Here is a 21,722-nt window from a genome sequence, read left to right on the forward strand (position 1 = left end):
TTAAAGGAAGGATGTCAATCTGTGCTCATTTTTGCAGTATTAATACTTTTTATATTGTTAATGATTTATGCAATTATTCCATACATGTTATCTACTTGGGCAGGAGTTGGCGCATTTAAAAAAGGGAAAAGGGAGAATGAAATTGCTTTTACATTCGATGACGGGCCAGATCCAATTTATACGCCTGAGCTGTTAGACCTTTTAAAAGCGCATCGTGTAAAGGCAACTTTTTTTGTAGTTGGAGAAAGAGCAGAACGGTATCCTGCACTCATCAAAAGGATGCACGAGGAAGGACATTTAATTGGGGTTCATAATTATATCCATCATTGTAACTGGTTGATGTATCCTTGGACAATTAAAAAGGGCCTCGATCGTTCTGCAAACATTATAGAGGGCATCATCGGAGAAAAGCCGAAATTTTATCGTCCTCCATGGGGAATGATGAATATATTTGATTTTGTTATTCATCCGCGCTTCCATACGATTTTATGGTCATTAATGGTCGGTGATTGGAAAAGTAAAGGTGGGGCTGAGAAAAGAGTGAGAGGTATCCTGAACAATGTGAAGTCAGGAGATATTATTTTATTGCACGATTGTGGGGAAACATGGGGGGCAGATGAAGATGCGCCCCATTATACAATTGAAGGATTAAAAATTGTTTTGCAGGAAGTTCATAGTAGAGGATATCATTGTGTACGAATTGATGAAATGATGAATCATCATTTCTAAAAGAAGGATTAGTAAGGGAGATTTTACTACAAATGAATAGTCAGCTATTTTTTTTGATTCATAATTTATCAGGACATAGTCATCTACTAGATGATGTCATGATATTTTTTACGAGTGATGCTTTTCTATTATTTGCGATTGTGTTACTCATAGCATGGTTAGCAGGAAAGTCACAATTAAAAAGCATTGTGCTATATGCGGGAATAACTGGGATTGTTGGCTTACTCTTAAATGTACTAATTGGTTCTTTGTATTATGAACCGCGGCCATTTGTAACTTATCATATTCATATTTTATTGCCGCATGCTAAGGATGATTCTTTTCCAAGTGATCATGCAACAGGGACTTTTGCTATTGCCTTTGCCCTTTGGCTGCGAAATCGCAAATTAGGTTCTGTCATGATTGGCTGTGCTATACTGACCGGGATATCACGAGTTTATGTTGGCCACCATTATCCAATGGATGTTGCTGCAAGTATCGTTATTGCATTAGTAGTGTCTATTGCCATTTATAAAGTTGAAAGATATGTTGATCCATTGGTTCGTTCTATTATTAATGGCTATAACAGTTTGGTTGAAAAACTCATTAGAAAAAGATTTTCATAAATTGCATGGTTGAATAGTAAAAAGAGGTTGGGACAAAATTCAAGGATAGTTAGCTAAAGACGAACATTGCACAAATCAGCTCCGGAGCGAGATTGGAGCACAATATGCGGGTTTTCTTTAGTTAATATACTTTTGTCCCAGCCTCTTTCATTTATATTGGAAAATAATAAAACATTTATACGGCAGAGCTGAATAAGACTTCTATTCCACTATTATTACTTAACTTCTTCTGGCACAGATAAGCCAAGTCCTTCTGCGACACGTGTACCATATTCAGGATCTGCTTTGTAGAAATGCCCAATTTGACGAAGTTTAATTTCTTCTTTTTCAACAGGTTTCATCGCATTTACAATGTTTTCAACAAGACGTGTACGTTCCTCTTTGCTCATTAAACGGTAAAGTGCGCCTGCTTGTGAATAGTGGTCATCTTGATCATATGCAACACTTTCAGCAACTCCTGAAACCGGATATGCAGCTTGTTTTGCTTCCGGTGCTTCTTTAGGACCATCGAAGCTGTTTGGTTCATAATAAACAGAGCCGCCTCCATTGTCGTCACCACGCATATATCCGTCACGCTGATAATTACTTACTTCTACTCGTGGACGGTTAATTGGCAATTGATTATAATTTGCGCCAATACGGTAGCGTTGGGCATCATGATAAGCAAAAAGTCTACCTTGCAGCATTTTATCTGGAGATACATCGATACCAGGGACAAGCGTACCAGGTGAAAATGCAGCTTGCTCAACTTCAGCGAAATAGTTTTCAGGATTACGGTTTAATACCATGCGCCCAACTTCAATAAGTGGGTAATCTTTATGAGACCATACTTTTGTTACATCAAATGGATCATAGCGATAAGTATTTGCATCTTCTAAAGGCATAATTTGCACATATAATGTCCATGCAGGATGATCTCCATCTTCAATTGCATTAAATAAATCTTCGGCATGGTAATCAGGATTCTCTCCGGCAAGTTTTTCAGCAAGTTTTACATCAAGATTTTTCACACCTTGTTCGGAAATAAAATGATATTTAATCCAAACACCTTCTCCTTCAGCATTTGTCCACTTGTAAGTATGACTGCCATAGCCATTCATATGGCGCAATGTAGCAGGAATACCGCGATCACCCATTAAATATGTGACTTGATGTAGAGATTCTGGTGAAAGGGACCAAAAATCCCAAACCGCTGTTGGATTTTTTAAATGAGTTTTTGGATGACGTTTCTGTGTATGAATAAAGTCTGGGAATTTAATCGCATCACGAATAAAGAAAATAGGCGTATTATTTCCAACTAAATCATAATTTCCTTCTTCGGTGTAAAATTTGACGGCAAAACCACGTGGATCGCGCACAGTGTCAGCAGATCCCAGTTCTCCGGCAACAGTAGAGAAGCGGGCGAATAGAGGTGTGCGTTTACCAACTTCTGATAAGAATGCAGCCTTTGTATATTTTGTAACATCATTAGTAACTTCAAAATAACCGTGTGCACCTGCGCCTTTAGCATGAACAACACGTTCGGGAACACGCTCGCGGTTAAAATGCGCTAATTTTTCTAGTAAATGTACGTCTTGAATTAATGTAGGTCCTCGATGCCCAGCTGTAATAGAATTTTGGTTATCGCCAACTGGAGCTCCCCAGCTAGTTGTTAGTTTTCTTTGATTGTCACTCATGTGATCCCCACCTTTAATTAAAATAATTATAATTAGATGATAACATCTTTATAATAAAAATCAATATTTATTTATAATTATTTTAAATAAAATAAATTTAGTACTAATAATTTGGAGATTTTTTCTTAAACTTGTTTTTACAACAACTGTTCGTAAAATGATTAGAGCGGAAGGATGCGAGACTCCTGCGGGAAAAGCGGCATCGCTGAGACCCCACAGGCGTGCAACGCCGAGGGGCACAGCATCCGCCCGCGGAAAGCAAGCATCCTGGAGCGAAAGTCAATTACTACTTGAAATAATAGAGAGGATTTTCATTTATACTGGTAGATTTTCAATTACATATGTTTGAGTATGAATACTGTGAGGATATTATTTATTAAAGTGTATGATAAAGGGGCATAACATTTCAAATCATAAATCTTAATTTAAAGAAATTTTTATAATTTTAATATATTTACTCAATAAAAATAGTTGTTTCTATATAGAAACAAGTTAGAATACAGTCAAACCTCATTAGGACTATTATTTAATGGAGATCTCTTATTTTTAGGATCAGCTCAATTATCATGAATTTCAAAACAAAACATCTATCTAACATAAAAAAGACTGCAGATAAACTTGAAAAACAAGTGTATCTGCAGCTTCTTTTTTTCAATTATTCATTTATTGTTTTCTTTTTCTTTGTAAACTTCATTAAAAATTCATAAACAACTGGAACAATTAGCAAGGTCAATAATGTCGAACTTGCTAAACCGCCAATAACGGTAACACCGAGTCCTTTTGAAATTAAGCCTCCGCCGCCATATCCTAAAGCGAGAGGAAGAAGTGCAAAGATCGTTGCAATAGCTGTCATGAGAATTGGGCGAAGACGAGTTGCTCCAGCTTCAAGCAATGCTTCACGAGTTGAAAGCCCTTCGTTCTCTTTATGAATCACCCTATCAACCAATACGATCGCATTTGTGACAACTATACCGATTAGCATTAGAGCACCGATCATTGCAGTGACACTAATCGTTTCATGTGCTAAATATAGAGCAACTAATGCACCAATAACCGCAAATGGTAATGAGAATAAAATTGTAAATGGAGCAAGTGCGCCACCAAATGTAATCACTAGAACGAGATAGACGATCGCAATAGCTGCAAGCATCGCTAACCCTAATTTTGTAAAGGAGTCTTTCATATCTTCTGATACTCCGCCTGTTGAGATATCAATATATTTTGGTACGTCCAGTTTATCTACTTTACCTTTTACGCTTTGTGTGACTTTAGAAACGTCTGATGAAGTAATTTTTCCGGTAACACTTGCATAAATCTTTCCATTTCGTTTTTCTACTGAGTTTGGTGTCGTTGTTTTCTTCACACTTACGACATCTTTAAGGGCTACTTTATTTCCTAAAGAAGTTGTAACCTTTGTATTCGTTAATTCATTAATATTTTTGTAGCTTTCCTTGTTCGTTTGAACATAGACATTCAATTCTTTCCCGTCCTTTTTGACGGTTGTTAGAACTTGCTGATTTCCAGCTTGAGAAAGTCCTGTTCCTAATTGACCAGCCGTTAATCCTAATTTGCTCAATTTGTTTTGATCTGCAACTAATGCATACTCATCATATGTTTTTGATAAGCTTGTCTCAACGTTTTTCAAGTCATGGTTTTGTTTCATAATATGCTCAATTTTATTTACAACAGGCTTAATTTCATCCATGTTGTCTCCATAAACATACATTGTTAAGTCATTACTTGATGTTGATCCAAAGTCTTGAGACTTCCAAGTACCATGTTTAGACATTTTTTGCATTGCTTTAATCACTTTATCTGGTTCTTTATCAAAGTTTTTCGTACTATCCTTGTATTCAACGACAAATACTGCAGAATTATCTTGTGTGCTAAAAGCAGAACTTCCGATAGAATATTGGACGGTTTTTACACCTTTATGCTTAAGCAAATAATCTTCTGCTTTTGCGGCTGTTTTCTTAACATCTCCAAGTGTTTGTCCTGGATCAGGAGAATAAGTAGCATACACAACCTTTTGGGTGTCGTCTGACATGAAACTCGCACCAATTAATGGAGTGAGTGCAAGACTTCCTACTAAAAGAAGACAAGCTAATCCAAATGTAATCAGTTTATGGTTAAGTGACCAATTCAAAACTTTTTTATAAAAGCTTGCAAGTTTTCCATGCTCGCGATGATTCTCAACTTTTTTAAGTTTAATACCATTTTTAAATAAAGAATGAGCGAACATCGGAACAACTGTTAAGGCAATCAGTAATGATGCTAATAGTGAAAATACTAAAGTTAGGGCGAATGGCATAAATAATTCCCCAACCATTCCTTTTACTAAACCTAAAGGAATAAAGACAATCACTGTTACGATTGTAGAAGACATGATTGGCTTAAACACTTCGTTCGTTGCTTCACGAATAAGCTCTTTACCTTTTAGTTTTTCAGCTGGATTTGTGAGACGCCGGTAAATATTTTCAATGACGACAATCGAGTCATCTATTACACGGCCAATTGCAACGGTCATCGCTCCTAATGTCATAATATTTAACGTAATATCCATCTGTTTCAAAAGAATAAACGCAATAAAGATTGACATTGGAATTGAAATAACCGCAATAATCGTTGAACGGAAGTTACGTAAAAATAAAAGGATAATAATCACAGCAAAAATTGCACCAATGATTGCCTTTTCTAACATTGTTTTTACAGAATCGACAATCGGTGTTGCTTGATCTAATATTTTTGTAACTTTTAAGCCGTTATAGTCTTTTTCAAATTTATCGATTTTTTTATTGACAGCATTTGCTACATCAACAGTGTTTGCATCAGCTGCTTTTGTAATAGTAATACCAATTGAATCTTTCCCATTTGTTTTCGAAATGGTTTCATGCTTGCCAACTACTTTAATATCTGCAATATCCTTTAGCTTGACTGTTGGAATACCTGTTGCTTGTTTACTAGCTTGTCCACTTAAAGCGGCAGTACTGCCTGCACTTGCTTGTGTTTTTGGCGTATAAGAGATAGCAAGATTTTTAAAATGATCCAACGATTTTACATTTCCGTCAATGACAACGGATTTATCTTTTTTTCCAAAATTGATTAAACCAAGAGGGACAGAAACGTTAGAAGCTTGAATTTGTTGCTGTACAGTGTTTTCATCTAATCCTAATGCATTTAATTTATCTTGTTTAAATGCCAATTGTACTTCTTGGACGTATTGTCCTGAAGCTTGTACTTGAGAGACACCATCAATACTTTGTAATTGTGGGACAATGTCATTCTCAATGGTTTTTGTTAAATCTACGAATGATTTATTTTTATCTGTTATACTTAAAGAAAGAATCGGAAAATCATTGAGACTCACTCTTGAGACCGTTGGTTTGTCAACATTATCTGGTAAGTCTACTTTATCAAGTGCTTCTTTAATATCATTTTTTGCTTGATCCATATCTGTTGAATAGTCATATTCAATTTGTATGGAAGAGTTATTTTGTGTAGACGTTGTCGTAACATTTTGCACACCTGATAGATTTTTAATACCTTGTTCTATTGGCGCTGTTACTTTATCTTCAATTTCCTGAGGTGTTGCACCTGTATAGGTAGTTGAAATCATAATAACAGGGGTATTTATGTTCGGAATTGTTTCTAATTTCATATTGGTTCCTGCATAAATCCCTGCACATGCCACGATTAATGTCATTAACCAAATGGCAAACTTATTGTTTAGGCAGAAATTGATAATATGCTTCAAGATGTTGTGCTCCTTTGTAAATTTTTGTCATATATACGTAATTTGACTGACTGGTCATATCGATATAAAATATAACTGACTGGTCATTATTAATCAAGGTTTTTTTAAAGATTTGTTATTAAATGTACTAGTTTGATTAGCTTATTTAACAAATCTTTTATATAGAGGAAAGGATTGGGTACGTTTCATGAAACCTTCAACAGAACTTAAAAATGTTTTGATGACCTATAAATTCGGAATGGATGTATTAAAAACGAAAATTAATATTATGGTCGAAGAGGCACGTATAAAAGGTAAAAACAATCCAATCGAACATATTAAAACAAGATTGAAATCGGTTGATAGCATAAAAGAAAAATTAAAAAGAAAAAATTTAGAACCTACGATTGATAATATAAAAGAAAAAATATTGGATGTGATAGGGGTTCGTGTTGTTTGTGCCTTTATCTCTGATATTTACGAAATTTATCAGCTATTCCTTAATCGTTCAGATTTAAAAGTTGTTGAAGTTAAGGATTATATTAAGCACCCTAAACCAACTGGCTATCAAAGTTTACATTTAATTGTAAAAGTACCAGTTCAACTTGCAAACCAGGAAATATACGTTCCTGCCGAAATTCAATTGCGCACATTGGCGATGGATTTTTGGGCAAGCCTAGAGCATAAAATTTTCTATAAATATAATCGTGATATACCAGATTATTTAAAACATGAATTAAAGCAAGCAGCCGATACAGTGACACTGTTAGATGAGAAAATGAAAAGCATCCGGGATGAAGTCATCGCAATTGATTCTGTAAGAGATTCATTATTATTACCATCTTAAGAGTGGCTTTTGTGGACAGCGAGATCGAGGTGAGTACGTATGAAGCAAAAAAAGAAGGATCTAATCAAGATAGCGATAAAATTATTTGCCCGAAAAGGAATTCAGGCAACATCTGTTCAAGATATCGTTAGTGAATATGGTATTTCTAAAGGCTCCTTCTATCATTATTTTTCTTCAAAGGATGAGCTACTAGTAGATATTTTTCAATACTATTTTGATCATATCCTTCGGTTATTAAAAAACGCTGAACAGGAAGATTTACGCCCAAGAGATAAGTTTAAAAAGCAGATTATTATTCAATTCGACTTTTTCATTAAACATCGTGATTTTATTATGATGGTTTTAAGAGAGCAGAACCATTCAATTAACGAGGAATTACGTAAATTTTTTGAGAAAAATCAGTATGAAATCTATAAATACTGTGAAAAAAACATTCTTTCTATTTATGGGGAGGATGTTAAACCATATATATTTGATACAGTTCTAGTATATGAAGGAATTCGTAATGCTTACATGGGGATAACCGTTTTTAAAGGTGTAAATGTAGATTTAGACCAACTTTCAGAATTTATTCTTAAGCAGATTGATCATGTTGTCCGTCATTTTCTGGAAAAAAAGAATCCACCTATTACCCATGTGAACATTGAAGATATGTTTCCGCGTTGTAAAAAAAAGAAAGAGCAATTATTACCGATTTTAATGAATATGAAACGAACGTTAGAACAGGCAGATTTACATACGGAGAAAAAGAAAGAGCTGATTGATGTCGTTCAATTTTTATTAAATGAAGTAGAACAACGAGAGGAAGTAAAATCCTATGTATTCCGAGGAATGTTGGTACATTTCAAAGATATCAGTGCACTGAAAGCTGACGTCGATAGGATTGTAAATATACTGGATATTAAACTGTTATGAACAAGCTGATCGTGAAATACGATCGGCTTGTTTTATCTATCGTGATCTCGTTTACGTGACACTAGCTTGATAATGAAAATAATAACGGCAATGATTAGTAAAAGATGGATAAAGGCGCCAGCTATATGAGCGATTAATCCTAGAATCCAAAGAACAAGTAAAATCCCAATGATCGTCCAAAGCATTTGCAAGCTCCTTTCTTTATGATCTATCTTTTAGAATACCCTAATCATTCACGAACAAACGAACTTTTACCATTTTCAAAAAAAAGATTGGCACCACATAAACCTGATAAGATGAATGGTTTAAAACATCATATGCAGGTTAAACGTGGGACCAACCCTTTAAAGTGTAACTTGATCTAAAAATTCGCGGACCTGTTCAGGAGATTTTGCATTTGCACTATGTAAATGTGCCTTTTTTTCTCCATTTTGGAAAATTAATAAGCTAGGAATTCCCATTACTTGATATTTGTCAGCAAGTTCACGGAAATGGTCACTGTTTATTTCAAACCATGAGTATTGGGGATAGTCTTTAATGACCTCACCAATAAACATATCCATTACTTTACAATCAGGGCACCAATCAGCAAAAAATTTAATAATGACAGGTTCAGATTGAGCAGTAATGCTTTCGAATGTTTCAATATCTTTGATAGGTTCCATTGTGCTACCTCCTTCAATTTAAAGCAGGAACTGTTTTATGTTTCCCAGCATTATTGTATATGGAAAATCCGTTTCCTTCAATTTTTTTGATGAGATTATGTCAATTTTTGGGTTATTTACGGTATCGGCGTCAGAAAATGTTGTCTGTCATTAGGTTTTGCAAGCATCAATTGTAAATCAAAAGTTACATTCCAGTGCTAAAATGAAAAAAAGCAAAGATCATCATCGTATTAACAAAAAAAATGTTGTATAATGAACTTTGTTGTTACCACTATCGTCTTTTTTATGTCTTCGATTGATGCTACCACATGTAAAAAGCTTTTCAATGATTACAGTCAACTATTTCATTCATTGATTTTTTTTTACGATGCTGAGCATTTAAGCTAGTAAATTTTTAGTTAGAATTAGGTGAAATCGATATGTCTTCTCAGAACAATAATGGTTCAAAAGTTGATTATGGTATTGTACTAACATTACTATTGCTATGTGTTGTTAGTTTAGTGTCCATATACAGTGCCCAGCAAAGTGGGCAATATCATGAGAATTTTGTTATTAAACAAATTTTTTGGTATATAGTCGGGGCTGGGCTAATCGTCTTGGCTGTACAATTTGATTCCGATCAATTAAAACGACTTTCATGGTATGCATATGGCTTTGGTATTGCTTTGCTTTGCTTTTTAATCATTGCTCCATCTTCAATCGCTCCAACAATCAATGGTGCGAAAAACTGGTTTAAAATACCATTTCTTGGAACAATTCAGCCATCCGAGTTCATGAAAGTTTTCTTAATCTTAGTATTGGCGAGACTCATTTCGGATCATCATCAAAAAAATGGATATAGAACGGTTCAATCTGATTTATGGCTAATTGTAAAATTAGGGATTGCTACATTTGTACCGTTAATGCTTATTATTAAACAGGACTTAGGAACATCCCTAGTGTTTATGGCTATTTTAATTGGAATGATTTTCACGGCAGGAATTACTTGGAAATTACTACTTCCTTTCTTTGCTGGATTTGCCGGCATTGTAGCCATTATTTTTTATTTTGTATTATGGAAACCGAAAGTTTTAGAAACTTATCTCGGGATAAAAACGTATCAATTCGGCCGTATATATTCATGGCTAGATCCGTACAATTATTCATCTACTGAAGGATATCACTTGATTCGTTCTTTATTAGCGATTGGATCGGGACAAACTTTCGGTAAAGGTTATGGAAGCCGAGAAGTATACCTGCCTGAAAGCCAAACGGATTTTATTTTCAGTGTGATTGGTGAACAGTTTGGATTCATCGGTGCAAGTATTGTTGTCAGTCTGTTTTTCATGTTAATTTATCATATGACAAAAACTGGATTAGAGACGAAAAATGATTTTTACACATATATTTGTGCAGGAGTCATTTCGATGATTACATTCCACGTTTTTCAAAACATTGGCATGACTGTCGGTGTTCTTCCAATTACAGGTATTCCACTTCCGTTTATCAGTTACGGAGGAAGCTCGTTAATGGGGAATATGCTCGGAGTTGGACTCATTATGTCAATAAGATACCATTATAAAAAATATATGTTTTCAAACGAAAAATAATTAAAAAAAGGGTCAGATACTTCATTAATAATAGTAGTATCTGGCCCTTTTTCTACCTACTGAATGATGTTTCCGTATGGGAATTGATTGCTGTAGCTTTGATGTTGTTGGAACGATTGTTGAATTTTTTGCTGATCAGCAGCTTCTAAACTATACCAGCCTTGTTGAAACATTAATTCAAATAACTGTCTTTGTTGATTTTGTGTTTCTGTAAAAATCGATAGTAAATCTTGATATAAGGAATCATGACTTGCTTCATTTAATGCAGTGCTATATGATGCGGTCATATATTTCTCCATTGATAACAAATCATTAGCTAAATCTCGATCATTCATCGTTGGTGATTCAGGGACTTGTGTTTTTGGATTTTGAATTTTTTGCTGATTGTTCATAATCTTATCTCCTTATTAAAATGTCTTGGATTAAAAGTAAGATGAAATGAAGAATATGTTTTCAGTTCGTATAAAACGAAAAATTAATGCGACTGTGTAGAATTTAAATGATTTAAGATTTTTTGGTAGTGGCGTTGGTGCATTTGGCCACATGCTTCAAAAGCAGTTTTCAATGCAGGATTTTGACAATGTTCAGCAACGAAATGCGCTTTTTTCATTGCAAGTAAATTCCAAGCTAACATATCATCAATATAAGATAAATCCTTTGTTGTTATAACATTAGGTGGCTCTGTGTAAGTCATTTGTTGATTTTGCTGTGAAAAAGATTGTGATTGCAAAGTAAATCCTCCTTTTAAGTCAAATATTGTTTGCTTTTTTTATTATTTGATTGAACAGAATTTCCTATGCAATGTGATTTAAAATGTTTTAAAAGCAGATTACTTTTTTTACATATCGTTTGCATAAGTTGAGATCATCAACGGTATATGTAGTATTAGAAAGTCATTTTGAATGCTTGTCATCTTGTTGAAAAGGAGTAAGCGCTGATGGAGAAAATGTTGAGAAACTTCTTTTTATATTTGGCAGGAAATAAAACTTTAACAAAAATGGCGAAAAAATATGGTTTGAAATTTGGTGCGTCACGATTTGTCGCTGGTGAGACAATTGAGCGGGCTGTTCAAGTCATCCAAGACTTAAATCAAAAAGGCATTAAAGTTACATTAGATTTTTTAGGGGAATTTATCAGCAAAGAATCGGAAGCAAATGAAATGGCAAATAATACAATTCGTTCAATTAAATATATTGGTGAACAACATTTAGACGCACAAGTTTCATTGAAGCTGACATCGATGGGAATGGATATTTCTGATGAAATCGTTATGCGAAATATGCGAAAAATATTAGAAGTAGCAAAAACATACGATGTATTCGTAACGATTGATATGGAAGATCATACAAGAACCGAACAAACGCTAAAGATCTTCACCCAATTAAAATCTGAATATGACTGCATCGGTACTGTTATTCAAGCGTACTTATATCGTTCTCAGAAGGATATCGAACAGCTTCATCCTTTATCACCGCGCCTCCGTATCGTAAAGGGTGCATATAAAGAGCCGGCAGACGTTGCATTTCCAAATAAAAAAGAGGTCGATGAAAATTATAAAAAGCTTGTCCGCACTCATTTATTAAATGGACATTTTACGGCAATTGCGACACATGACGATGCTATGATCGAGTATACAAAACAATTTGTTCAAAACCATAAGATAGCAAACGATCAGTTCGAATTTCAAATGCTTTATGGAATTCGCCCAGAGCGCCAACTAGAACTTGTGAAAGAAGGCTTTAATATGCGCGTTTACGTACCATATGGGACTGATTGGTATGGCTATTTTATGCGGCGCCTTGCTGAACGCCCTGCAAATGTTGGTTTTGTGTTAAAAGGAATTGTGAAAAAATAATGTAGAGGAAAGGGGCAACGATCAAACAGCTGTCCCCCTTCATTCAGTTATTTTTTATATTGATTATTTTGACTGTTTACTTTTCCTCCACCGTCATGTTCTACCGTAGGCCCGGCATTTCCTTTAACACTTGCGGCGCTGACACCCGCTTTTGAAGGATTTTTCTTTAATTTTGCCATTGTTTTCACCTCCAATTGCATTTATTTTGTCCATTAATGCTTTTTTCATAAGCAAATCATATTTCATAAAATTTTTAAGATTAATTTATTGATAGTTTGAAAAAATTCGTATATATTGTTAAGTAGAAAAGGAGTTTTTATTTTTTTTGCCAGTAAAATGAATGGTTATTCATTCATATTCATGAAAGGAGATGTAAGAATGAAATATCATATTAAAAAAGCAGCTGTTTTAGGGTCTGGTGTAATGGGATCGGGAATCGCAGCTCATCTAGCAAATGTCGGTATTCCAACATTACTTTTAGACATTGTTCCAAAATCATTAACGGATGAAGAAAAGGCGAAAGGATTAACATTACAGGATAAAGCTGTCCGCGATCGTTTTAGCCGTTCTGCACTACAAAAATTACAAAAACAAAAACCTGCACCGCTTACTTCCAAAAAAAGTTTGTCATACATTGAGACTGGAAATTTAGAAGATGATTTGCAGCGCTTAGAGGAAGTTGATTGGATAATTGAAGTAGTAGTAGAACGTTTAGATATTAAAAAAGAGATATTCGAAAAAGTTGATCAATATCGGAAACAAGGTGCGATCGTCAGTTCAAATACTTCAGGCATTTCAATTGAAGCAATGGGAGAAGGCAGATCAGAGGACTTCAAAAATCATTTTCTCGGGACACATTTTTTTAATCCACCGCGCTATTTAAAGCTATTAGAAATCATACCGACATCTGAGACGAACGATGAGGTTGTTTCATTTATGAAACAATTCGGAGAAGATGTATTAGGAAAAGGAGTTGTCATTGCAAAAGATACACCAAATTTTATTGGCAATCGAATTGGCACGTACGGTTTACTTGTAACAGTTCAAGAAATGTTGAAAGGTGGCTACCATGTAGGTGAAGTAGATTCTATTACAGGACCAATGATCGGTCGGCCAAAGAGTGCAACTTTTAGAACATTGGATGTCGTTGGAATTGATACATTTGTTCATGTTGCAAACAATGTATATGAAAAAGTCGAAGGAAAGGAAAAAGAAATTTTTAAAGTGCCAGACTTTATTCATAAACTTGTTGCAAAAGGCTGGTTAGGAAGTAAATCGGGCCAAGGATTTTATTTAAAACAAGGCAAGGAAATACTAGAACTTAATCCTAATACATTGGAATATGAACAACGAACGAAAATGAAAGCGGATTCCTATGTATCTGCCCAGCAAGTAAAAGGAACAGCTAATAAAATGAAGACACTCATTTATGCTGATGATCGAGCAGGACATTTGCTTTGGAATATTATTGCCCCTGTTCTCATTTACTCAGCAGATCTAGTGAATGTGATTGCCGATGACATTGTTGCAATTGACCAGGCAATGAAATGGGGATTTGGCTGGAGTTTTGGCCCTTTTGAAACATGGGATGCTATCGGATTAGAACAGTCTGTGCAAAAAATGGAAGAAGAAGGCCTGCAAGTTCCTCAATGGATTAAAGACATGATAACAGCTGGATTTACATCATTTTATAAGGAAAACAATGGGCAGCAATCATTTTACCGTAATGGGAAATATGAGCCAATTAAAGTGAACGATAAACATATCCAACTTCAATCTTTAAAACAGCAAGGAAAAGTCATCAAGAAAAATACAGGTGCAAGTTTGATTGATATTGGCGATGATGTATTATTACTTGAATTTCATTCCAAAAGTAATGCAATTGGTTTAGATATTTTACAAATGATTGATTTTGCTATTGATGAAGTGGAACGGAATTATAAAGGGCTTGTGATCGGTAATCAAGGAAAAAATTTTTGTGTAGGTGCAAACCTAGCGCTTATGCTAATGGAAGCACAAGATGACAATATGTTTGAGTTAGATTTTGTTATACGCCAATTTCAACGTACGATGATGAAAATTAAATATAGCCCAAAACCAGTAGTTTCTGCACCATTTCAAATGACATTGGGGGGAGGTGCCGAGCTATGTCTGCATACGGCCCATATCCAAGCAGCTAATGAAACATATATGGGGCTTGTGGAGGTTGGAGTAGGGCTACTTCCAGGCGGCGGTGGAAATAAAGAGTTATATATCAAACATTTAAACAGTCTCCCTAATGGTGTCCAAGTTGATTTGCAAAGCATTGCCAATAAAGTATTCGAAACAATTGCGCTAGCTAAAGTATCAACATCAGCAGAAGAAGCTCGCTTAAATAACTTTTTAAGCCCATCAGATGGGATTAGCATAAATCCAGATCATCTTATTTATGATGCAAAACAGGTTGTACTGCATTTGCATGAGATGGGATATAAGGCGCCAGCACGTAAAAACATACCAGTAGTGGGTGAAAGCGGTTATGCTGCCTTGTTACTTGGGGCACAAACGATGTATTTATCGGGCTACATCTCAGAATACGATCTAACAATTGCGAAGAAAATTGCATATGTCATTGCGGGGGGGAAAGTTCCGTATGGTACGGAAGTTGATGAACAATATTTGCTTGATCTTGAACGAGAGGCATTTTTAAAACTTATTGCAGAACCAAAAACACAGGAAAGAATGCAATATATGCTAATCAATGGGAAGCCATTAAGAAACTAAATGATGTTTAATTTTGTTTGCTCTTATCAAAGATTGATAGATGAAAATGGCAAAAAAACAAGAAGGAAGAAGGGAAACGTATGAAGGAAGCAGTCATTGTCGCAGGTGCTAGAACCCCTGTTGGAAAAGCTAAAAAAGGGACATTGGCTAGTACAAGACCAGATGATTTAGGCGCAGTTGTCGTCAGGGAAACACTTAAGCGTGCAGGGCAATACGATGGAAATATTGACGATCTTATTATTGGCTGTGCGATGCCTGAAGCTGAACAAGGATTAAACATGGCGCGAAATATTGGAGCGCTTGCTGGACTACCGGACACTGTTCCTGCCATCACCATTAATCGCTATTGCTCATCTGGATTACAGGCGATCGCATACGGTGCGGAGAGAATTATGCTTGGTCATGCGGATACGATTATTGCTGGCGGTTCAGAATCTATGAGTCTCGTTCCAATGATGGGGCATGTTGCAAGGCCAAATGCGAAGCTCGCAGAAGAAGCTCCGCAATATTATATGAGTATGGGCCATACTGCTGAGCAAGTAGCAAAACAGTTTGGGGTAACGCGTGAAGATCAAGATGCCTATAGTGTTCGAAGCCATCAAAAAGCAGCTAAGGCACTTGCAGAAGGAAAATTTACAGATGAAATTGTGCCTGTTTCTGTGAATATTCGGAAGGTTGGCCCTGACAATAAGTTAATCGAAAAGCAAGTTTTATTCGAACAAGATGAAGGAGTGCGTCCGGATACGAATACAGCAACACTTGCCAAACTCCGACCTGCATTTGCTCTAAACGGCACTGTAACGGCAGGAAATTCATCACAAACGAGTGATGGCGCAGCAGCGGTTATGTTAATGGATAGAGAAAAGGCAGAGGCGTTAGGGCTAGCGCCGATGGCAAAATTCAGATCATTTGCTGTTGCAGGCGTCCCTCCTGAAATTATGGGAATAGGACCAGTAGAAGCGGTTCCAAAAGCTTTAAAACTCGCTGGTTTAAATATAGAAGATATCGGTCTGTTTGAATTGAACGAAGCCTTTGCATCCCAAACAATTCAAGTCATCCGAACATTAGGTTTGAACGAAGATATTGTAAATGTAAACGGCGGTGCAATTGCCTTAGGGCACCCATTAGGATGTACAGGTACAAAGCTTACTTTATCCCTTATACATGAGATGAAACGGAGAAATGTGCAATTTGGTGTTGTCACGATGTGTATTGGTGGAGGAATGGGTGCTGCAGGTGTTTTTGAATTAATATCTTAATCTATTAAATAAAGGGTGGAGGAGAAGCATATGAAAAATCAAACTGGAAAATTAATTAAAGGCGGAAGCTTTTTAATTGAAGATATTACTTATGACCAAATGTTTACAATGGAAGATTTATCGGAAGAGCAAAAAATGATTGCAAAAACGACAGAAGATTTTACAGAGAATGAGGTTGTTCCGCAAATTGAGTTTTTGGAAAAACATGAATTTAACCGATCTGTAGCCTTACTTAAAAGCGCAGGGGAATTAGGTCTATTAGGAGCGGATGTACCTGAAGAGTATGGTGGTCTTGGGCTTGATAAAGTAAGTTCAGCACTTATCTCAGAAAAATTGGCAAAAGTAGGGGGCTTTGCAATTTCCCATGGTGCCCATGTCGGAATCGGCTCGTTGCCAATTGTATTATTTGGTAATGAAGAGCAGAAGAAAAAATATTTGCCAGCACTTGCTACTGGTGAGAAAATTGCTGCCTATGCACTTACAGAACCAAGCTCTGGATCTGACGCCCGCGGAGCTAAAACAATTGCGAAATTAAATGATGCTGGTACCCATTATATTTTGAACGGTGAAAAGCAATGGATTACCAATGCTGGTTTTGCGGATGTTTTTGTCGTTTATGCGCAAATTGACGGTGATAAATTCTCCGCATTCATAGTTGAACGTGACTATCCAGGTGTATCAACAGGAGCAGAAGAAAAGAAAATGGGGATTAAAAGCTCATCGACACGGACGTTAATCTTTCAGGATGCTGAAGTTCCTGTAGAAAATGTACTAGGTGAAATTGGTAAAGGACATAAAATTGCTTTTAATATTTTAAACATCGGTCGATACAAACTAGGAGTTGGTGCTGTTGGATCAAGCAAGCATGTGCTACAGCTCGCAGTAAAATACGCAAATGGCCGTCAGCAATTCAAAACACCTATTTCACAATTTAATTTAACGAAAGAAAAACTTGGTACAATGGCGGCTAAATTATATGCTGCAGAAAGCTCCGTTTATCGTACGGTTGGTCTATTTGATGAAAGAATGAGTCATTTTACTCCTGAAGAAGAAAAGGACGGAAAGGCGGTTGCGAACGCGATTGCAGAATATGCTATTGAATGTTCATTGAACAAGGTGTTTGCCTCTGAAGTGCTCGACTATATTGTTGATGAAGCTGTGCAAATTCATGGTGGCTATGGTTTTATGGATGAATATGAAGTTTCAAGAGCTTATCGCGATTCCCGCATTAACCGTATTTTTGAAGGAACAAATGAAATAAATCGTTTAATTGTTCCAGGGACTTATGTGAAAAAAGCATTTAAAGGTGAACTGCCATTGTTGGCAAAAGCCCAGACACTTCAAGAAGAATTAATGATGCTTGTTCCTGAACAAGTTGGTAATCAGCCACTTGATCAAGAAAAATATTTGCTTCGTCATGCAAAAAAGGTGACATTGCTTGTTGCCGGGTTGGCATTACAAACATACGGAAAAGCATTTGAAAATGAACAAGAAATTTTAGCAAATATTGCAGACATGGTTTCGAATGTTTATGCTGCTGAGTCCTGTCTTCTAAGAACGGAAAAAGCATTTGGAAAAGACGGGGCTGAAAAACATGAACAAAAATTACTTTATACACAAATTTTCGTTCAAGAAGCGTTTAATCAGATTGAACAAATTGCAAAAGAATCAATTGCGGCAACAGTGGAGGGCGATCAATTACAATTAATGTTAGCAGCTCTGCGTAAACTTACACGCCATACACCAGTAAACGTTATTACTAAGAAAAGAGCAGCTGCAGATAAAATTATTGAAGCAGAACGTTATGTTCTATAAAATAAATATAAAATGAATGGAGAAAGGGTCTTACATCGACATGCAGAAATTATATATGTGCCATTATTGACACATAATAGTTTCAGTTGCGATGTTTGGCCCGTTTCTTTTCTTTTATTAGTCAGGAGGCTTACAATGGAAGTAACTTTTTATTGGTATCCGAAATGTGGGACATGCCGTAAAGCAAAAAAATGGTTAGAGGATCATCAGGTAGACGTTGAAGCAATTCATATTGTCGAACAACCGCCAACGAAAGAACAGTTAAAAGAATATTATCAGAAAAGTGGACTTGAAATTAAAAAATTATTTAATACAAGCGGGCAGAAATATCGTGCACTTGGTTTGAAGGATAAAATTCAAGACGCTTCAGAAGAGGAACTGCTCGAATTACTTTCTTCAGATGGAATGTTAATTAAAAGGCCAATTTTAATTAGTGATCAGACAGTATTGTTCGGATTTAAAGAAGAACAATATGAAAATATGCTAAATAAATCATAATGTTTCTTGATTTTCGAACATTTTTCATGTAAATATATAGTGAGAGTTCACTCTTTATTTGACATAATATGTCGTAATAAAGAAGAGTAAAGTTGTATACATACGACGGAGGGATTATGATGGGTGTACCAAAAGGATTGCGTTACTCACAAGAACATGAATGGGTTAAAGATGAGAATGGAAATTTTCGAGTAGGGATTACAGAGTTTGCTCAATCAGAATTAGGGGATATCGTATTTGTTGAATTACCTGAAGTTGGCGCTGAATTACAAGCGAATGAACCATTTGGAAGTGTAGAATCAGTAAAAACTGTTTCTGAATTATATGCACCTATTAGTGGAAAAGTCGTGGAAGTCAATGAAGAATTAACAGATAATCCGGAATACGTAAATGAATCTCCGTTTGAAAAAGCTTGGATGGTTTTGATAGAACCGGCAAACCCGAGTGAAGTAGAGCAATTATTAACGGCTGAGCAATATGAAGAAATGATTAACGAAGCATAATTAAACATGAAAAGGATGTCTTAAACTTTGAATGAAGAGACGTCCTTTTTTCATCTAAACTGTGTTAGAAGGATGAAATAAGTATGAATGATTGGACGGAAGAAGCGATTTTAGATCGCATCCAAAAAGAGGACAAAGTTGCACTTTATTTCTACACTCCTTTATGCGGAACTTGTCAAGTGGCGGGCAAAATGATAGAAATTACAGAAGCAATTATTAAAGATTTTCATTATGCAAAAGCGAATTTAAACTATGTCCCAAAGATGGCAGAAGTATTTCAAATTGAAAGTGTTCCTTGTCTTCTGTTGTTTAAAAGAGGAATTTTATTAGAAAAAATCTATGCTTTTCAATCCGTTCCTTTTTTAGTTGAGGCATTAAAAAACGTTTAGTTAGAAAATAAAAAAGACAATGTTCATGTACATTGCGCCGGCTTTGACAAATTAATGTTTTATAAGAGTTTACAGTCTTTTTAGTTTTAAAATAAGATGGTGGCCCTCAAGTTTATTTTCAGCCACCAATTAAAAGAAATTGGCAAACTGGACAACTATCTATTGAATAATAATTAATGGGGTATCTACACTCTGAGACAATGTTCGTGCACATTGTCTTTTTTTCGTGTTAATGCTGAAAAAAATGTAGAACGATTGTTGCAGGAGAATGCAGGAGGTAAAAGAATATAGAAATATAACATTATGTAAGAGGGAAGTGTTCGATATGGAAAAACTGTTTCAATCGTTTATCGCTGAACTTCAACAAAAAAATCATTTAAAGATTCTACTGCCTGCCCATCCGTTAGCTGTTCGTTTTTGTATTGAAGAGGGATGCTGGTCGCTAACACTATCTAGGGAAAACATAATATGGCAAAGCGTGGCGAAACTAGAAAGTATAATGAATTTGGAAATCAAGTTAAATAGTCAACTGCTACAACAAGTCTTATTAGGAAAGGTGAGATTAAGCAATATAGTGAAATCAGGAGAACTCATTTACAAAGGTTCATATAGACATTTCTTATTACTTGAATCGCTACTTTGGTTAGGTTGTACGAGAGAAATGGACAAATGTGGATGATATCTTCATATGAATGCCCCATCGCCCCTACAAACACGGAAACATCATTTCTACTTTAGAATCCAATTTAATAAATTGAAAATGGCTGTCTTGAAAAAGTCAGACATCACAAAAAGAATATATCTGCTAGGTATAACTTATGCGGAAAACCTTATGATATATTTTATAGGAAATGTGATGATCGCTTTTACAGGACAGCCTTTTTGTATATAACGAAATGATCATGTTCATGAAGTTTTTAGCCACATAGCAGCGATTATGTTATCATTTAAAATAGATGTTTTATTCCCTGAAATGACTAGATAATCCGGGTTTCTAACCGGTTGCGAATACTTTTAATTTGTTATAAAATAATAATGATAATAAAATGAGAATAAGATGATTGAAATATATATTTATGGAGGTATTTTTTCATGGCAGGTTCAAAACTAGTGATTAAAGATCTACACGTCGAAATTGAAGGCAAAGAAATTTTAAAAGGTGTTAATTTAGAGATTAGCAGCGGTGAATTTCATGCCATTATGGGACCAAATGGAACAGGTAAATCAACGCTTTCTTCTGCCATTATGGGACATCCAAAATATGTCGTAACACAAGGTAGTATTACATTAGACGGCAAAAATGTATTAGAAATGGAAGTAGATGAAAGAGCAAAAGCTGGACTTTTCTTAGCTATGCAATATCCAAGTGAAATTAGTGGTGTAACAAATGCAGATTTCTTACGTTCAGCTATTAATAGCCGCCGTGAAGAAGGAAATGAAATTCCGTTAATGAAATTTATCCGTGAACTTGATAAGAAAATGGAATTTCTAGAAATGGATACAAATATGGCTCAACGTTATTTAAATGAAGGTTTTTCTGGCGGTGAGAAAAAACGTAATGAAATTTTACAATTAATGATGATTCAGCCTAAGTTTGCCATTTTGGATGAAATTGATTCTGGTCTTGATATCGATGCTTTAAAAATTGTCGCAAAAGGAATCAATGAAATGCGCAGCAGCGAATTTGGGTGCTTAATCATTACGCACTACCAACGTTTGCTAAATTATATTACTCCTGACTATGTACACATTATGATGCAAGGTCGCGTTGTAAAATCTGGAGGTCCTGAACTAGCTTCACGCCTTGAAGCAGAAGGATATGATTGGATTAAAAAAGAGCTAGGAATTGAAGACGAAACGATCGGTCAAGAAGCATAAGTT

Annotated in this window: 21 protein-coding genes; 14 read left to right on the forward strand and 7 right to left on the reverse strand. The window is 35.5% G+C overall.

Going from position 1 to position 21,722, the window contains the following annotated elements; translation table 11 throughout:
- The first annotated feature begins 21 nt into the window (after positions 1-21).
- On the forward strand, positions 22-729 hold the full coding sequence (locus G4D61_RS04620) for a polysaccharide deacetylase family protein (protein WP_035353093.1): 708 nt from the start codon (positions 22-24) through the stop codon (positions 727-729).
- A 32-nt stretch (positions 730-761) separates the two neighbouring features.
- Positions 762-1,334, forward strand: coding sequence for an undecaprenyl-diphosphatase (locus G4D61_RS04625; RefSeq protein WP_025727101.1), 573 nt, complete (start codon positions 762-764; stop codon positions 1,332-1,334).
- A 215-nt stretch (positions 1,335-1,549) separates the two neighbouring features.
- On the opposite strand, the gene katA is transcribed toward G4D61_RS04625, so the two are convergent.
- Positions 1,550-3,010, reverse strand: a complete 1,461-nt coding sequence (katA, locus tag G4D61_RS04630; RefSeq protein WP_025727100.1) for a catalase KatA — start codon at positions 3,008-3,010, stop codon at positions 1,550-1,552.
- Positions 3,011-3,665: 655 nt separating this feature from the next.
- On the reverse strand, positions 3,666-6,764 hold the full coding sequence (locus G4D61_RS04635; RefSeq protein WP_025727099.1) for an efflux RND transporter permease subunit: 3,099 nt from the start codon (positions 6,762-6,764) through the stop codon (positions 3,666-3,668).
- Between the two features lie 187 nt (positions 6,765-6,951).
- On the opposite strand from G4D61_RS04635, the gene G4D61_RS04640 reads away from it, so the two are divergent.
- Positions 6,952-7,590 carry a GTP pyrophosphokinase gene (locus G4D61_RS04640; RefSeq protein ID WP_025727098.1) on the forward strand — a complete coding sequence of 213 codons (639 nt, stop codon included), beginning with the start codon at positions 6,952-6,954 and terminating at the stop codon, positions 7,588-7,590.
- A 39-nt stretch (positions 7,591-7,629) separates the two neighbouring features.
- On the forward strand, positions 7,630-8,505 hold the full coding sequence (locus G4D61_RS04645) for a TetR/AcrR family transcriptional regulator (protein WP_025727097.1): 876 nt from the start codon (positions 7,630-7,632) through the stop codon (positions 8,503-8,505).
- Positions 8,506-8,537: 32 nt separating this feature from the next.
- On the opposite strand, the gene G4D61_RS04650 is transcribed toward G4D61_RS04645, so the two are convergent.
- The gene (locus G4D61_RS04650; RefSeq protein ID WP_152604318.1) at positions 8,538-8,690 is read right to left on the reverse strand and encodes a lmo0937 family membrane protein; all 153 of its coding nucleotides are present in this window, start codon (positions 8,688-8,690) and stop codon (positions 8,538-8,540) included.
- A gap of 159 nt (positions 8,691-8,849) precedes the next feature.
- On the reverse strand, positions 8,850-9,170 hold the full coding sequence (locus tag G4D61_RS04655; RefSeq protein ID WP_025727096.1) for a thioredoxin family protein: 321 nt from the start codon (positions 9,168-9,170) through the stop codon (positions 8,850-8,852).
- A 419-nt stretch (positions 9,171-9,589) separates the two neighbouring features.
- On the opposite strand from G4D61_RS04655, the gene G4D61_RS04660 reads away from it, so the two are divergent.
- Entirely contained in the window at positions 9,590-10,759 is a 1,170-nt protein-coding gene (locus G4D61_RS04660) for an FtsW/RodA/SpoVE family cell cycle protein (RefSeq protein ID WP_025727095.1), read from the forward strand.
- A gap of 56 nt (positions 10,760-10,815) precedes the next feature.
- Here G4D61_RS04660 and G4D61_RS04665 read toward each other — a convergent pair whose 3' ends face one another.
- Positions 10,816-11,151 (reverse strand): spore coat protein, encoded by a 336-nt coding sequence (locus G4D61_RS04665; protein ID WP_025727094.1) that lies wholly within the window; start codon positions 11,149-11,151, stop codon positions 10,816-10,818.
- An 83-nt stretch (positions 11,152-11,234) separates the two neighbouring features.
- Positions 11,235-11,489 (reverse strand): hypothetical protein, encoded by a 255-nt coding sequence (locus tag G4D61_RS04670; protein ID WP_025727093.1) that lies wholly within the window; start codon positions 11,487-11,489, stop codon positions 11,235-11,237.
- A gap of 207 nt (positions 11,490-11,696) precedes the next feature.
- On the opposite strand from G4D61_RS04670, the gene G4D61_RS04675 reads away from it, so the two are divergent.
- Positions 11,697-12,614, forward strand: a complete 918-nt coding sequence (locus tag G4D61_RS04675) for a proline dehydrogenase family protein (RefSeq protein ID WP_025727092.1) — start codon at positions 11,697-11,699, stop codon at positions 12,612-12,614.
- Between the two features lie 47 nt (positions 12,615-12,661).
- Here the strand turns inward: G4D61_RS04675 and G4D61_RS04680 are convergent, their stop codons facing one another.
- On the reverse strand, positions 12,662-12,793 hold the full coding sequence (locus tag G4D61_RS04680) for a YuzL family protein (protein WP_081749955.1): 132 nt from the start codon (positions 12,791-12,793) through the stop codon (positions 12,662-12,664).
- Between the two features lie 199 nt (positions 12,794-12,992).
- Between G4D61_RS04680 and G4D61_RS04685 the strand changes: the two genes are divergently transcribed.
- The 8 genes from G4D61_RS04685 (at position 12,993) to sufC (ending at position 21,719) form a co-directional block, all read left to right on the forward strand.
- Positions 12,993-15,377 (forward strand): 3-hydroxyacyl-CoA dehydrogenase/enoyl-CoA hydratase family protein, encoded by a 2,385-nt coding sequence (locus G4D61_RS04685; protein ID WP_025727091.1) that lies wholly within the window; start codon positions 12,993-12,995, stop codon positions 15,375-15,377.
- A gap of 80 nt (positions 15,378-15,457) precedes the next feature.
- Positions 15,458-16,636: an acetyl-CoA C-acetyltransferase gene (locus G4D61_RS04690; RefSeq protein WP_025727090.1), complete on the forward strand. Its 1,179-nt coding sequence runs from the start codon at positions 15,458-15,460 to the stop codon at positions 16,634-16,636.
- Positions 16,637-16,666: 30 nt separating this feature from the next.
- Complete coding sequence (locus G4D61_RS04695; RefSeq protein ID WP_025727089.1) at positions 16,667-18,451, forward strand: acyl-CoA dehydrogenase FadE; 1,785 nt, start codon at positions 16,667-16,669, stop codon at positions 18,449-18,451.
- Positions 18,452-18,586: 135 nt separating this feature from the next.
- A complete protein-coding gene (locus G4D61_RS04700) occupies positions 18,587-18,949 on the forward strand; it encodes an arsenate reductase family protein (protein ID WP_025727088.1) in 363 nt (120 codons plus the stop codon).
- Positions 18,950-19,068: 119 nt separating this feature from the next.
- Positions 19,069-19,452, forward strand: coding sequence for a glycine cleavage system protein GcvH (gcvH, locus tag G4D61_RS04705; RefSeq protein WP_025727087.1), 384 nt, complete (start codon positions 19,069-19,071; stop codon positions 19,450-19,452).
- A gap of 83 nt (positions 19,453-19,535) precedes the next feature.
- Positions 19,536-19,841 carry a thioredoxin family protein gene (locus G4D61_RS04710; RefSeq protein WP_025727086.1) on the forward strand — a complete coding sequence of 102 codons (306 nt, stop codon included), beginning with the start codon at positions 19,536-19,538 and terminating at the stop codon, positions 19,839-19,841.
- Positions 19,842-20,166: 325 nt separating this feature from the next.
- Positions 20,167-20,520: a hypothetical protein gene (locus G4D61_RS04715; protein WP_152604319.1), complete on the forward strand. Its 354-nt coding sequence runs from the start codon at positions 20,167-20,169 to the stop codon at positions 20,518-20,520.
- 413 nt (positions 20,521-20,933) lie between these two features.
- A complete protein-coding gene (gene sufC, locus G4D61_RS04720) occupies positions 20,934-21,719 on the forward strand; it encodes a Fe-S cluster assembly ATPase SufC (RefSeq protein WP_025727083.1) in 786 nt (261 codons plus the stop codon).
- Positions 21,720-21,722 lie beyond the last annotated feature (3 nt).

Origin of the sequence: Heyndrickxia ginsengihumi (assembly GCF_011008565.1) — a bacterium.
Taxonomy (GTDB): domain Bacteria; phylum Bacillota; class Bacilli; order Bacillales; family Bacillaceae_C; genus Weizmannia; species Weizmannia ginsengihumi.